Genomic DNA, 13,698 nt, shown 5'->3' on the forward strand with positions numbered 1-13,698 from the left:
GTTACCGTCATTAGTGATGTCTGGGTCTTTTAACCCAAACTGCAAGCTTTTTACCTAGAGTAACTACCACGCAAGGAGCAACAATGAAAGTAGGTATCCCAAAGGAAGTAAAAAACAACGAAAACCGCGTTGGCTTAACCCCGAGCGGCGTCAATGCACTCGTTGACGCCGGTCACACGGTTTATGTTGAGACCAATGCGGGTATTGGCTCACAGTTTACCGATGCCGATTATATCGATGCTGGCGCGACGGTTGTCAACAGTGCTACTGAAGCGTGGGATGTTGACTTACTGGTAAAAGTGAAAGAGCCGCAAGCAAGCGAGTATCCATTTTTACGTGAAGGGCTAAACTTGTTCACCTATCTGCATTTGGCGGCTGAGCCAAAGCTTGCCAAAGTATTGGTTGATAGTAAAGTGAACGGTATTGCCTATGAGACGGTGCAATTAGCAGACCGCTCATTACCATTATTGACCCCAATGAGCGAAATTGCAGGTCGTATGAGCACGCAGATTGGCGCGCAGTATTTACAGTCTTTTTATGGTGGCAAAGGTATATTGCTTGGCGGTGTACCAGGCGTGCAAAAAGGCAAAGTAACCATCGTTGGTGGCGGGGTATCGGGTACGGAAGCGGCAAAAATCGCTATCGGTCTGCGTGCTGATGTGACTATTTTGGACTTGAGCCCAACCCGTCTCAAAGAGCTGTCTGAGATGTTTGGTAGTGGCGTACAGACGCTAATGTCAACCAAAGCTAATATTGCTGAAAGCGTTAAAAACAGCGATTTGGTTATTGGCGCAGTGCTGATTCCTGGCGCTGCTACGCCAAAATTGGTGACTGAAGAGATGATTAAATCTATGCAACCGGGTGGCGTTGTCATCGATATCGCCATTGACCAAGGCGGTATGTTTGAGACTACCGACCGTATCACCACTCATGATGATGCAACTTACGTTAAGCATGGCGTGATTCACTATGCCGTTGCCAATATTCCGGGTGCGGTACCACGCACATCAACCATGGCATTGTCTAACGTGACGTTACCGTACGTTATGGCATTGGCAAATAAAGGTTTTGAGAAAGCTTGTAATGACAATGAAGCACTGGCTAAAGGCGTGAACACGGCACAAGGTCATGTGACTTATAAAGCCGTTGCTGACGCATTAGGCTATGATTTTGTTGAGCTAGGCTCACTTATTACCTAGTGTACCGCATATAGTTTAATGCTATTCGCGTGATATCTTAATGAAGTGAAAAAGCCTGCTAATGAATGGTTTATCCCTATAATAATTAGGATGATAACTATTTATTAGCAGGCTTTTTCTGGTCTGTTTTTTACGATAAAGTGATTATAAGTTATAAAGAGCTCAGCCACAATCTCAATTTAAGTGACCATAACGGTTGAATACCTGTTAGCCCTTGGCTCATTTCACCATCTTTTAAAATCACAAATGAGGGCGTTACTTGCCCTTGCCAATCGGCGAATATAGCGCCTTCTTGATCATTCACTGTCGTAAAGCTGTAGTTATGTTCGCTTAAATAATCATGCAATTCTTGGTTATTGCCGGATTTTATGGCGACGGTCACCACGGGATAATTCCCTTGTTTGGCAAGCGTATTTACCGCAGGCGAAGTGGTGCGACATATTGGACACCACGTACCCCAAAAATAAACCAACGTTGGCTTATCGGCACTTAAAGTCGCTAAATCAACGGTTTGCCCTTGATAGTCGGTCAGTTGTAATTGCGGATTGGTAGGCATAATCGGCTGTCGCCACCAATTAATGGCAGTATAAATAACGATAAATACCGTGCCATAAAGTAGGATAGTTTTAAGCAGCGATAGCAGTCGCTTTTTAGGGCTTGGTTTGGTCTGAACTTTTTCAATATCGCTAGTTTTAATCATAGTATTTGCTTTGTTTGTTTTATCATTTTAAGTACGTCATTTTTAAGTAAAGGGTTTGCATTCATTATTTTTAGCAGATAAAAATAAACGGCTGAATGGTCAGCCGTATTATTTTTTTACGATTATTCTTTTAGGAACATTAAGGCTTTAAGGCACGATCTTGCAGCGGCTCACCCTCTAACACGCTGCCCGTATTTTCATGGCGCTCTTCATCACTCAGCTTACTGGCGGGCACTTTTACCTTTTTCTTCCAGCGCAGGCTAAATAAATCATCACGGCGGTCAATCAGGTTATGAACTGAGCCTTCATTACGCACATGAATCAGTTTATCGAGGTCGATATCAGAGAAAAAGACCATTTCGGTATTGGGGGTGGTTTCTGCCATAATAGCATCATGCGGAAAAGCAAAGTCAGACGGCGAGAAAATAGACGACTGCGCGTACTGAATATCAAGGCTTTCCACTTGAGGTAAGTTACCGACCGAGCCGCAAATCATCACATAGCATTCATTTTCAACGGCACGGGCTTGGGCGCAAATACGCACGCGTAAATAGCCATTTTTAGTATCTGTCCAAAACGGTACAAATAAGATATCCATGTCATCGAGTGCCATCAAGCGGGCTAATTCTGGAAACTCAATATCATAACAAACCAAAATTCCAATACGTCCGGCATCGGTATCAAAGACTTGGACTTTATCACCGCCTTCAATTACCCAAGCACTACGTTCATGCGGTGTAATATGGATTTTACGCTGTTCTTCAACCGTCCCATCACGGCGACACAGATAGCTGACGTTATATAACACGTCTTCTTCATCGAGCAGTGGCATAGAACCGCAAATAACGTTGACGTTATAAGTCACCGCTAAATGAGAAATCTCATTTTTAAACCATTCGGTATAACCCGCCAAAAAGCGAATGGCAATATTTTGGTCGGTCGATTCACACAGACCCATCAGCGGCGCATTAAAAAATTCGGGTAAGCAAGCAAAGTCTGAATTGTAATCCGCCATAATATCGACGAAAAATTCGACTTGTTGTAGCAGCTCTTCAGGCGATTCAACCTCACGCATCTGCCACTGAATACCGCCAATGCGCACTTCTGATTTACGGGTATTGGGCTTATAATCTTGCGGCTCATAATAAATATTTGCCCACTCAAGCAAGGTGGCAAAGCCCTTTGACTGCTTATCATCAGGCAAATAGCCGGTCAAAATACGTTTGACGATAAAGCCATTAGACAGCTGAAATGATAATGCAGGGTCGTGAATCTCACGCGCTTCAACCGCTTCGATATATTCACCCGGTGTTAAGTCTTGGTGGTCATAATATTTTGGAATACGACCGCCGGCAAGAATAGCGCGGAAGTTTAGCTGTCGGCACAGCTCTTTACGGGCATCATAAAGCCTGCGACCTAAGCGATAACCGCGATAATCAGGATCAATCAGCGCATCTAAACCATAAATGGCATCGCCTTTCGGATTGTCGCGGATAATCTCTTTTTGCCCGATTAAATCATCATAGGTATGCGGATTCGAAAACTTTGTATAATCAACGCGCATTGATAACACAATACCAATCAATTGGTCGTGGTCAAATAAGGCAATTTGCCCTTCTGGAAAGGCATCAATTAACGTATTAATGGTGGTTTTTGACCATGAACCGCCCAAATTGGCATACACACGATCCATCAAAGCTTTTAATTGCGGATAATCTTTTTTCTTAATTTCAGCAATGGTGAGATGAAAGTCGTCGATTTTCTCAATTTTACTCATAGTATTCCTGTTTTAGCGGTTTGCGTGTCTCATGCTATTAGCAGCGCTATTACTCAATACATCGACACAGCTTTTTGTAAATTTAAATGGTTGTAAAGGCAAATGTTATAGACACAAAATTATCAGCGCGGTCATAGTTGTCAATGTCTGTGATTAATGACTAAGCTATTCCATAAGCGCGTAAGTTGCGACCTTAAAAAGATATCAATAGCGTCCTATTAAAGTTACACTATTCTAACGTTTACAATAGTTTGGAAGAATTATAGCTTCGTTACTGCCAACATTCTAAGTGATTGCCTACGTCCGCTATGATAACAAGCTTGAGTCGTATTAAAAGTGCAACGTAGTAAATATTTACTATGTTTTTGTGAGCTTTGGCAACGTTATTTTATCATTACCTATATTTCAATCCTCTGATTTGGATATTTTATATTTAAGTATTTGTATTTTTGAGTCGCTAATTTTGGCGGCTGTTTAGGATTATCGTTTTATGCCATTAGGTGATATAAACACGCTCAGTACCTTAGCAAAAATAGATGAGTCAGCCTTGATTCAGTTGGTGTATGTGAGCAGTTTGACAGTAGTAGGACGTTTGAATACCGCGATATTTGAGCAAGTAGAAGGCAGTGCCCGCGCTTATAATAGTCAGCAAGGGATTACGGGTATTTTATGCTACGGTAATGGACAGTTTTTGCAGTGTATTGAGGGTAAAAAATCAAAGATTTTAACGCTACAAAAAAGTATTTTTGCGGATAAACGCCATAAAAATTTGAAGGTGCTATCACTACAAGCCATTGATGAGCGTAGCTTTTCTGATTGGCGTATGCGACTGTTATTTTTAGAGCGTTGGCTGTGGTCACCTGCTACCAAGCAACAAGCGACCCAGCTTTCACCGTTTCTCCCTTTTGCGCCGCACGGTTGGTCGCCTGAACGTACGGTAAAGTTTTTACAAATTATCCAAGACTTTGATACGCCGCCACACATTCAAGCGGCAGGTATTACTTATAATGCGCTTGGTAATATGTTCCGCCATATTGCTGCCCCGCACCAAGCTTTTTTAATCGTACAAAGCTTTTTAACGTTGCTCATTATCGTTGCGATAATACTGCTATTTTTATAAATCATTCTTACTGTGTATTTTTAGATTCATATCTCGTTTATTCTAAGCACCATAAAAAAGACGCCCAGTATCCATACTGAGTGTCTTTTTTAATTACCCTTTAAAAAAACTCACTCCACATCAAAAATCTTCCCACGATTCATAATATTATTCGGATCAAACACCTTCTTAATCTCCTTCAAATACTCAATCTCCGTTTCACTGCGGCTATAGTGCAAATACGGCTTCTTCGTCATACCCACCCCATGCTCTGCTGAGACTGAACCACCATACTTTTGCACCGTTTCAAACACATATTTATTAACCACCTGACATGCCGCAAAGAAATCATCCTTGCTCAAAGTTTCAGGTTTGAGAATATTTAAATGCAAATTACCATCGCCGATATGCCCAAACCAACACACTTCAAAGTCAGGATAATTGGTGCTGACAATATGGTCAATGTCATTGATAAATGCTGGGACGTGAGTAATTAACACTGACACATCGTTCTTATAAGGCGTAAACACCGAAATAGTTTCTGAGATATACTCACGCAGCTTCCATAACTCCTGAGCTTGAGCGATGCTTTGGCTCATCACCCCATCGACCACCCAGCCTTGCTCCATGCAGTCTTCGAAGATTGCCATCGCCTTATCCATGATGGGCTCATACGGCGCTTCAAACTCTAATAAAGTATAGAACTTAGTACGGGATTCAAACGGCTCTTGTACTTGACCATGCGCCATCAGCTTATCAATCGCCACACTGTCAAAGAATTCAAAGGCGGTCAGGTCAATCTTGGCTTGAAACGCGGATAATACATTCATTACATCAGAGAAGTTATCCATGCCCAGTACCATGACGGTTAAGTCTTGCGGTGGACGTTCCAGTTTAATTTGGGCATGGGTGACTAAACCAAGTGTGCCTTCACTACCGATAAACAAGTGACGCAAATCATAACCAGTGGCATTTTTCACCATACCGCGATTGAGCTGTAAGATATCCCCTTTGCCTGTCACCACAGTTAAGCCCATAATCCATTGACGGGTCATGCCATAACGGATGACTTTAATGCCACCGGCATTGGTGCCGATGTTGCCACCCATTTGACTGGAGCCTGCTGAGGCGAAGTCAACCGGATAGTAAAGGTCGTGAGATTCCGCAAAGGCTTGCAGTTGCTCAGTGACCACACCGGCTTCAATCTCAACCATACGGTCGGCAGGATAAAAGGTGCCGATTTGATTCATTTTGTCCATGCTGACGACAATCTCGCCATTGGCGGCAACAGCTCCGGCTGAGAGTCCAGTACGACCGCCACTTGGGGTGAGGACGACGTGATGCTCATTGGCAAGTAAGACTAAGGCTTGGACTTGTTCGGTGGTTTTAGGAAAGACGATGGCAGAAGGCGCAGGCGCAAAGTGCTTCGTCCAATCCTTGCCCCAGTGCTCTAAACTCTCAAGGTCGGTGCGGATTTGAGCGGGGTCGAACTGATGTTGCGTCACCAAACTATCAAGAATGGCTTGAACGGCGGCAGTATTATTACAGATAATGGGTGCAGTCATGATAGTCTCGGTTGTGAATCCTAATTTTGAAATGCTTGGCTTGAATCTAACAGTATGAATATAAAAGCATAAATATAAAAATAATTGTGACGATGTTCTTAGAACAGGATTGCTACAGCTATATATTATCAAAAAGCTGAAGTCCTAACGCTAATAACAGAAAGTAGTCTAACGCGAATACTATTCTACCGCTAGCTTATATCTTCTAAGTAAGTGAGATGGAATGTCTTATTATGGTATAAAATAGTAACGTTTTATTTGTTAGTATTCCCTACATTAGTGCTTAATTTTGTGTAATATAAAGAGCTCATTCTCGTTTTATTCATCGCAGACTATTTATAAACTAGTTATAGGACAGGTCTCACATGGCATTATCATTAGAAAAAGACAAAATCCGGTTTTTATTGCTTGAAGGTCTGCATGAGAACGCCTTGAAAGTATTGCAAGGTGCGGGCTATAACAATATCGAATCACTCAGCCATGCGCTCGATCAAGATGAGCTGATTGAAAAAATTAAAGATGCGCATTTTGTTGGTATTCGCTCGCGGACGCAACTGACGCGTGAAGTGTTAGAGCAAGCGCAAAAGCTCATTGGTATTGGTTGCTTCTGTATCGGCACGAACCAAGTTGATCTTGACGCAGCACGTGAGTTGGGCGTTCCCGTTTTTAATGCGCCATATTCTAATACGCGCTCAGTTGCTGAGCTGGTGCTTGCCGAAGCCATTATGCTGTATCGTGGTATTCCTGAGAAAAGTGCTACGGTGCATCGCGGCGGTTGGGGCAAGTCTGCTAAAGACTCGCATGAAGTACGCGGCAAAACCATCGGTATTGTCGGTTATGGCTCTATTGGCTCACAGCTGTCGGTATTGGCAGAAAGCTTCGGTATGAAAGTCATTTATCATGACGTGGTGACCAAATTGCCATTGGGTAATGCGCATCAAGTGGGCAGCTTAAATGAGCTATTGGCACAAGCGGACATCGTTACCTTGCATGTGCCTGATGAGCCAAGCACGCGCTATATGATGAAAGCTGAGCAGTTTGCACAAATGAAAGAGGGCAGCCATTTTATTAATGCAGCACGTGGCACCTGTGTCGATATTGATGATTTAGCAGCAGCGCTTGAATCTGGTAAAATCTTAGGCGCTGCAATTGATGTGTTCCCAAAAGAGCCTAAATCTGCCGATGAAGAGTTTGAATCACCGCTGCGTAAGTTTGATAATGTCATCTTGACGCCACACATTGGCGGTTCAACTCAAGAGGCACAAGCCAATATCGGTCTAGAAGTGGCGGAGAAATTTGTGCGTTATTCTGACCATGGTGATACCGTTACTGCTGTGAACTTCCCTGAAGTGTCTATTCCATTCAAGGTAGGCACTCATCGTCTATTGCACATTCACCATAACGTGCCGGGTGTATTGTCACAGATTAACCGTTTGTTCGCTGAAGCCCATATCAATATCTTAGCGCAAAGTCTGATGACAGAAGGTGATATTGGTTACCTCATGATGGATGTTGACTATCATGATTCAGATGCAGCGCTTGACCAGCTTAAAGACGTGCCAGAAACCATTCGTGTCCGTGTTTTATACTAATACTAGATATCAAAAATTTAGTAGATGATATAAATTCACGACCGCTAATTATAATTCGTATTCGTTAGAATTATAATAAATAGCAGATCATTTCTATAATGGTCTGCTATTTTTTTGGCTGATTTTTCAGTGTTATATTGCTTTGGTTACACTCTACATACATTTAATTATACAAGTTAACATATTCTTTATTATGAGGTGTGTTTGATAACTTATACTACATAGCGAAAGCCGATATTAAACTTATCAGTAATACTATTTATACTGATTAAAGCTCGTATATAGGTCGGTTGATGATGATTACATCAATGATTGGCTAAGTTAAAAATATTTAGTGAACCAATTATTGCTTAAATAGCAATATTGTCAGACAAGGTTTATTTGAAGGTTATCGCGTGTTCGCTAATATACGCAGATTTATCATACTAATTGTTTATCATACTAATTAATAGTTTACTAACATTACATTAAAGGATGCTTTATGAAAATGAACATAATGAGAGCAGCCGCACTCGGTGGCGTATTAGCCATGACGGCAACTGCCAGCTTTGCAGCCGATCAAGGTACGTATCAGTTATCAAGCCATATTTTGGATATCAGCACTGGTAAACCTGCACCAAATGTTGACGTACGCTTGATGAAACAAGTTAACGGTGTTTGGAAGTTACTTGATACTAAAAAAACAGGCGCTGATGGTCGTATTGGTGAGTTTTTACCAAACCAAGAGAATGTTAAAAACGACGGTACTTATAAGTTGATTTTTGAAACCTCGCCTTACTTTTCTAACCAAGGCGCAAAATCATTCTATCCGTATGTTGAAGTGAACTTCAATGTCGAAGGCGATAAGCATTACCATGTGCCAATCACTTTATCAGCGTATGGTTATAGCACCTATCGCGGTAGCTAAGCGCTTATGAGCAAACGTTCAGACAAAAAAAGAGATGCTTAGGCATCTCTTTTTTTTATGGTATACAGATTAACTTAACCAGCGTTAACGTGGTTGGCTTCTTCTAATTGCCGACGCGCTTCGATTTTAGCAGCTTTGCGTTTTTCAATCACGTCAATTACGTCGCTACCGATGTGCGCTTCGCCACGTTTTTTAGCCAATTGCATTTGATGTTCACGCTCACGAAAGCGTGCTTTTTGCTCGTCAGTGGCTTTATCAATACAATGCGGGCAAGATTCACCTTTAATATAGGCAGGGCTTTGCTGATCCGCGATAGTAATCGGCATACGGCAGGCGAAACACTGATCATAATCGCCTTTTTCTAGGTTATGATTCACCGAGACGCGATTATCAAACACGAAGCAATCGCCTTCCCACATCGATTCAGCAACCGGTACTTCTTCTAGGTATTTTAAAATACCACCTTCTAAATGATAGACCTCTTCAAAACCTTGTTGACGCATAAAGGCGGTTGATTTTTCACAGCGGATACCGCCGGTACAGAACATAGCGACTTTTTTATGTTTGCTTGGGTCAAGCTCTTTTGCCACATAGTCTGGAAACTCGCGGAAGGTTTCTGTTTGTGGATTCACAGCATTTTTAAACGTACCAATTTGCACTTCGTAATCGTTACGAGTATCAATCAGGATGACTTCTGGGTCAGATATCAGTGCATTCCAATCGCTTGGCTTAACATAACGCCCAACCGATTGTAATGGGTCAATATTCTCAACGCCCATGGTCACGATTTCTTTTTTAAGCTTCACTTTGGTGCGATAAAACGGCTGCTCGTTGGTATAAGACTCTTTAAATACAAAGCTACCAATAGCGTCAATGGTGCGCAGATAATCAAGCACCGTATCAATACCATGGCGCGTGCCAGAAATCGTGCCATTAATGCCTTCAGCGGCGATTAATAACGTGCCTTTCACTTCATTGTCGAGCATGGTATTTAAAATAGGCTCGCGATACTGCTCAAAGTCAGCAAAGCGGGTAAATTTATATAGAGCAGCAACCACGATATTGTTAGTCGCGCTATCATATTCGGTGGCATGACTTGGCATAGTTGTGGCTTGGTTGTTGTTTAAAGTAGTGTTCATTTTCTCTCCTGCTGGCTAAGTCGTAAACCTAGTGCAATCGTTGGTTGATTTGGTAGTTGATGTAAAACTGATTAATAACATTGGTGTAATTGTGGAATTAGAAAATTACTGACGCAGTGTAGCAAATTTTAGGTGGTTTTTGGATATTTAATATGATTTGAGTGCTTCAATAACACTATAAATATGACTATAAAACATCAAAAAACCCAGCAATTGGCTGAGTTTTTTCGTATTCATTAGTATCTAAGTATCAAGGTGCTGACTTATTTATTTTGGAACCAGCGATCGGCTTGGGTACGGGCGCTGACGATATCAGAGTTTGATAAGTTAAGCGCTAATTGACCAATTTTACCACGGGCTTTGCTACGTACATTGTCGTCTAACATACCATCACGAGCCGCTAAGTCATACCATTTATAAGCATCAACCAAGTTTTTTTGCTTTTCGTCAAGCAAGGCTAAGGTATAGCTGGCACGATTGTCACCGCGCATGGCTGCTTTTTCTAACCACTTACGCGCTTGCTGTAGGTTTGGCTGTACGCCTTCACCGCGCAAGTACATGATACCAAGGTTCAGCTGGGCTGGAGCAACGCCTTGTTCAGCGGCACGGGTGTACCATTGGATGGCTTTCTGCGTATCTTGGGTAATTCCTTGACCTTTTTGTAAGCGTTTTGCCAAGTAGAATTGGGCGTGATCGTTACCTTGATTGGCACGAGCAGACAACTCACTGACATTCATGATTTCAAAGCGTGAAGTATCCAGTGGCACGTTCGCCACTAAGTCTGCATTGGCAATACCGGCACAAGAAAAAATGGCAGTGAACAATGCGGCTTTTAACAATTTCATAGTGGCTCCAAAAGTAGGAAGTAGACAAGCAGAATTTCATAGAAGAGCATGAATATGAGCACTTAAAACAATACATCAGTTTGCCATGTTAATTGTTAATTAAGCATTAGCGTTGTGATGAATGGCGTCATAACTATCCATGATGAACAACTACTGCATTAAAATTTAGCAATACGCAGATCCTTTGCGTAATGGACTACAATATTGCCTGCGCTGATGATTCGCGGCATAAGTTTTAGGAAGTAGGGGTATATATTTATACTGACACAATAGACAAACGGTATTAAAAGACATACCGTTAACATTATTTTGCTAGCTTACCACCCAAACTTACCAAACTCAAATACTAATTACTCAGATTAACATTAAATCACGCACTATAGTTTGTAATAAAATCATATAGTTACTTATGAGTAATAAATTTAATACAAATCATTAACGATAATGTGGTTATTTAGGAGCGTGCTTAGTCACTCGATAGATAGCGACATCGGCTAACAGGTTGGGCGCTTGCCGTATTAAGGTACTCATCAGTGCCGAATGACCTCTATCAGAGTCACTAACAGCAAAGCGATTGATGATACGAATGTCATGCTTTGCGCACAGTTTTTCAAAGTCTTTAAAGGTACACAGATGAATATTAGGGGTGTCGTACCACTCATAGGGTAAGGCTTCTGAGACGGGCATCATGCCTTTTAGCCCCAAATGCAGACGGTTGTGCCAATGAGCAAAGTTCGGAAAGGTGATAATCGCTTCGCGTGCTACCCGTAACATATCGAGCAGCAGTATGTCAGGCGATTTGACCGCTTGTAGGGCGCGAGCCATCACCACAGTATCAAAACTATTGTCCGCAAAGCGACTGAGTCCATCGTTGAGGTCTTGTTCGATAATGGATAAACCATTGCCGATAGCTTCATTGATTTTATCTTCGTCAAGCTCTAACCCATAACCGCTAACGCCCAATTTTTGCTGTAAATGTGCCAGTAGTTCGCCATTACCACAACCCAAATCAAGTACGTGGGATTGGGGCGCAATCCAGCGTTCAGCCAACTGATGATCCATTCTCACGCGTGTTCTCCTGTTGCTGCGGTCTGTTTTGCGCTGTCATTACTGGTTGTAAAAGACTTGGTTATAAACGGCTTGTTCATAAAGGGTGCGGTTAAGAAACCTTTGACTGCGCCCATATAACGTGGAATATCAAATAAAAATGAATCATGACCATGTGGCGCATCGACATTGATATAGCTGACCGGTTTTCCTACTGCCATTAGCGCATCGACGATTTCTTGTGAGCGTTCAGGCGCAAAGCGCCAATCAGTGGTAAAGGACACTACTAAATACTGACACTGAGTATGAGCAAAGGCTGCCTTAAGCTCGTGATGGGCATTATCGTTGCCGTTGTTATCTACATTCTCACTAATACTATTATCTTCATAAGTAGGATTTTCCTCATTAGCTAGAAGGTCTGATTCAGTTTCTGATTCAACGTCTAGTTTAGGGGTTAAGGTACTATCACGAGTCGGGTCAAAATAATCTAACGCTTTGGTCATCAATAAATAAGTATTGGCATCAAAGTTTTCGCTAAAGCGTTCGCCTTGATAGCGCAAGTAACTTTCAACCTGAAACTCAACATCATAGCCATACATAAATTTGCCAGACTTTAGGTCGCGCCCAAACTTGGCTTTCATCGCATCGTCAGTAAGATAGGTGATGTGACCCACCATCCGTGCCAAAATTAAGCCGCGACGGGGATAAGTGCCGGCTTGCAGGTAGCGCCCGTCTTTAAAGTCAGGATCAGAGATAATCGATTGCCGTGCCACTTCATTAAAAGCAATATTTTGTGCCGATAACTTGGGCGTACTAGCAATGACTACACAGCGTTTAAGTCGGTTAGGGTAATCAACCGACCATTGCAGGGCTTGCATACCACCCATAGAACCGCCAACAATCGCATGCCAAACCTCAATGCCTAAGCGGTCTGAGAGCATGGCTTGGGTTTTTACCCAATCTTTAATCGTCACCAATGGAAAATCGGGACCGTAAGCGCGTGCTTCGCCACCATTAATAATCCTGTCAGGATTGATGGTGGTTGGACCAGTAGAGCCAAAACAGCTGCCAATATTGTTTACCGCCACCACAAAAAATTGATTGGTATCAATGGCTTTATTGGGTCCAATCATATTGTCCCACCAGCCGATTTTTTTATCATCGGTACTATAAATACCTGCGGCATGGTGACTGCCAGATAAGGCATGACATATCAATATGGCGTTTGATTTATCCTCATTTAACGTGCCATAAGTCTCTATGACTAAATCAAATGCGGGCAGCGTGCGATTACACTCTAAAGTTAAGGGTTCAGCAAAGTGCAAGGTTTGGGGGGTGACAATGCCCACTGAGCCGACAGCGCCTGCTAAGGCAGTGTGATTGACAGGCACATCAGTGGATGGGTCACTGGTAATATCAGGACGTGAACTCAAAGCTACCTCGAAAGATGACAGTCATCAATAAAATATAAGGCGCATGGCAATATGCCAATACGCTATGTTTACCTATTGTATGGCGATGCGCGTATGAGCACAACCGTCACAGGGTGACTTTATTTGATAGGTGGTTTTAGAGATTATTTTAGCAGCTGTTTTACGAAGGGATAAACTGAGTATTAAGAAACTTACTATCAAGAAGATGAGTATCAAATTGTATGAGCATGAGTTTGACGATGCGTTTGCAGTAAATAAAATGCTACACTAAGCAGGATTTATGGCGGGATGCTTTCGTTACCGTTTATTAACTTATTTTAAGTATTGTGAATGGATTCTTAATAACCAGTTGTTTATACTCTTGTATTGCTAAACTCAATATTTATTCTTATTTA

Annotated in this window: 11 protein-coding genes; 4 read left to right on the plus strand and 7 right to left on the minus strand. The window is 42.1% G+C overall.

The annotated features are described in order from the left end of the window. Positions 1-83: 83 nt before the first annotated feature. Complete coding sequence (ald, locus tag AOC03_RS08470) at positions 84-1,199, plus strand: alanine dehydrogenase (RefSeq protein WP_062535061.1); 1,116 nt, start codon at positions 84-86, stop codon at positions 1,197-1,199. 151 nt (positions 1,200-1,350) lie between these two features. Here ald and AOC03_RS08475 read toward each other — a convergent pair whose 3' ends face one another. Continuing rightward, positions 1,351-1,899 (minus strand): protein disulfide oxidoreductase, encoded by a 549-nt coding sequence (locus AOC03_RS08475; protein WP_062535062.1) that lies wholly within the window; start codon positions 1,897-1,899, stop codon positions 1,351-1,353. Between the two features lie 139 nt (positions 1,900-2,038). After that, positions 2,039-3,676 (minus strand): carbon-nitrogen hydrolase family protein, encoded by a 1,638-nt coding sequence (locus AOC03_RS08480; protein WP_062535064.1) that lies wholly within the window; start codon positions 3,674-3,676, stop codon positions 2,039-2,041. 490 nt (positions 3,677-4,166) lie between these two features. On the opposite strand from AOC03_RS08480, the gene AOC03_RS08485 reads away from it, so the two are divergent. Next, positions 4,167-4,796, plus strand: a complete 630-nt coding sequence (locus AOC03_RS08485; protein ID WP_062535066.1) for a BLUF domain-containing protein — start codon at positions 4,167-4,169, stop codon at positions 4,794-4,796. 110 nt (positions 4,797-4,906) lie between these two features. On the opposite strand, the gene AOC03_RS08490 is transcribed toward AOC03_RS08485, so the two are convergent. Next, positions 4,907-6,340, minus strand: coding sequence for an FAD-binding oxidoreductase (locus AOC03_RS08490; RefSeq protein WP_062535068.1), 1,434 nt, complete (start codon positions 6,338-6,340; stop codon positions 4,907-4,909). Positions 6,341-6,705: 365 nt separating this feature from the next. Between AOC03_RS08490 and serA the strand changes: the two genes are divergently transcribed. Together serA and uraH are read left to right on the plus strand one after the other, a co-directional pair. Beyond that, a complete protein-coding gene (gene serA, locus AOC03_RS08495; RefSeq protein ID WP_062535070.1) occupies positions 6,706-7,932 on the plus strand; it encodes a phosphoglycerate dehydrogenase in 1,227 nt (408 codons plus the stop codon). A gap of 481 nt (positions 7,933-8,413) precedes the next feature. Beyond that, positions 8,414-8,839 (plus strand): hydroxyisourate hydrolase, encoded by a 426-nt coding sequence (gene uraH, locus AOC03_RS08500; RefSeq protein WP_204247904.1) that lies wholly within the window; start codon positions 8,414-8,416, stop codon positions 8,837-8,839. A 74-nt stretch (positions 8,840-8,913) separates the two neighbouring features. Here uraH and AOC03_RS08505 read toward each other — a convergent pair whose 3' ends face one another. The 4 genes from AOC03_RS08505 to metX all read right to left on the minus strand — a co-directional run bounded on the left by AOC03_RS08505 (position 8,914) and on the right by metX (position 13,261). Then, entirely contained in the window at positions 8,914-9,942 is a 1,029-nt protein-coding gene (locus tag AOC03_RS08505; RefSeq protein ID WP_062536643.1) for a rhodanese-related sulfurtransferase, read from the minus strand. 299 nt (positions 9,943-10,241) lie between these two features. Beyond that, positions 10,242-10,823, minus strand: coding sequence for a tetratricopeptide repeat protein (locus tag AOC03_RS08510; protein WP_062535072.1), 582 nt, complete (start codon positions 10,821-10,823; stop codon positions 10,242-10,244). Between the two features lie 450 nt (positions 10,824-11,273). Beyond that, the gene (metW, locus tag AOC03_RS08515) at positions 11,274-11,891 is read right to left on the minus strand and encodes a methionine biosynthesis protein MetW (RefSeq protein ID WP_062535074.1); all 618 of its coding nucleotides are present in this window, start codon (positions 11,889-11,891) and stop codon (positions 11,274-11,276) included. Continuing rightward, positions 11,888-13,261 (minus strand): homoserine O-acetyltransferase MetX, encoded by a 1,374-nt coding sequence (gene metX / locus AOC03_RS08520; protein ID WP_062536645.1) that lies wholly within the window; start codon positions 13,259-13,261, stop codon positions 11,888-11,890. Before metX ends, metW begins: the two co-directional genes overlap by 4 nt. Positions 13,262-13,698: the final 437 nt, after the last annotated feature.

The organism is Psychrobacter urativorans, assembly GCF_001298525.1.
Taxonomy (GTDB): domain Bacteria; phylum Pseudomonadota; class Gammaproteobacteria; order Pseudomonadales; family Moraxellaceae; genus Psychrobacter; species Psychrobacter urativorans_A.

What these genes read in the sequence shown, in the direction of transcription:
- AOC03_RS08510 (WP_062535072.1), bottom strand. Translation starts at nt 10,823, where the DNA reads ATGAAATTGTTAAAAGCCGCATTGTTCACTGCCATTTTTTCTTGTGCC.
- AOC03_RS08475 (WP_062535062.1), bottom strand. Translation starts at nt 1,899, where the DNA reads ATGATTAAAACTAGCGATATTGAAAAAGTTCAGACCAAACCAAGCCCT.
- AOC03_RS08490 (WP_062535068.1), bottom strand. Translation starts at nt 6,340, where the DNA reads ATGACTGCACCCATTATCTGTAATAATACTGCCGCCGTTCAAGCCATT.
- ald (WP_062535061.1), top strand. Translation starts at nt 84, where the DNA reads ATGAAAGTAGGTATCCCAAAGGAAGTAAAAAACAACGAAAACCGCGTT.
- uraH (WP_204247904.1), top strand. Translation starts at nt 8,414, where the DNA reads ATGAAAATGAACATAATGAGAGCAGCCGCACTCGGTGGCGTATTAGCC.
- AOC03_RS08480 (WP_062535064.1), bottom strand. Translation starts at nt 3,676, where the DNA reads ATGAGTAAAATTGAGAAAATCGACGACTTTCATCTCACCATTGCTGAA.
- serA (WP_062535070.1), top strand. Translation starts at nt 6,706, where the DNA reads ATGGCATTATCATTAGAAAAAGACAAAATCCGGTTTTTATTGCTTGAA.
- AOC03_RS08505 (WP_062536643.1), bottom strand. Translation starts at nt 9,942, where the DNA reads ATGCCAAGTCATGCCACCGAATATGATAGCGCGACTAACAATATCGTG.
- AOC03_RS08485 (WP_062535066.1), top strand. Translation starts at nt 4,167, where the DNA reads ATGCCATTAGGTGATATAAACACGCTCAGTACCTTAGCAAAAATAGAT.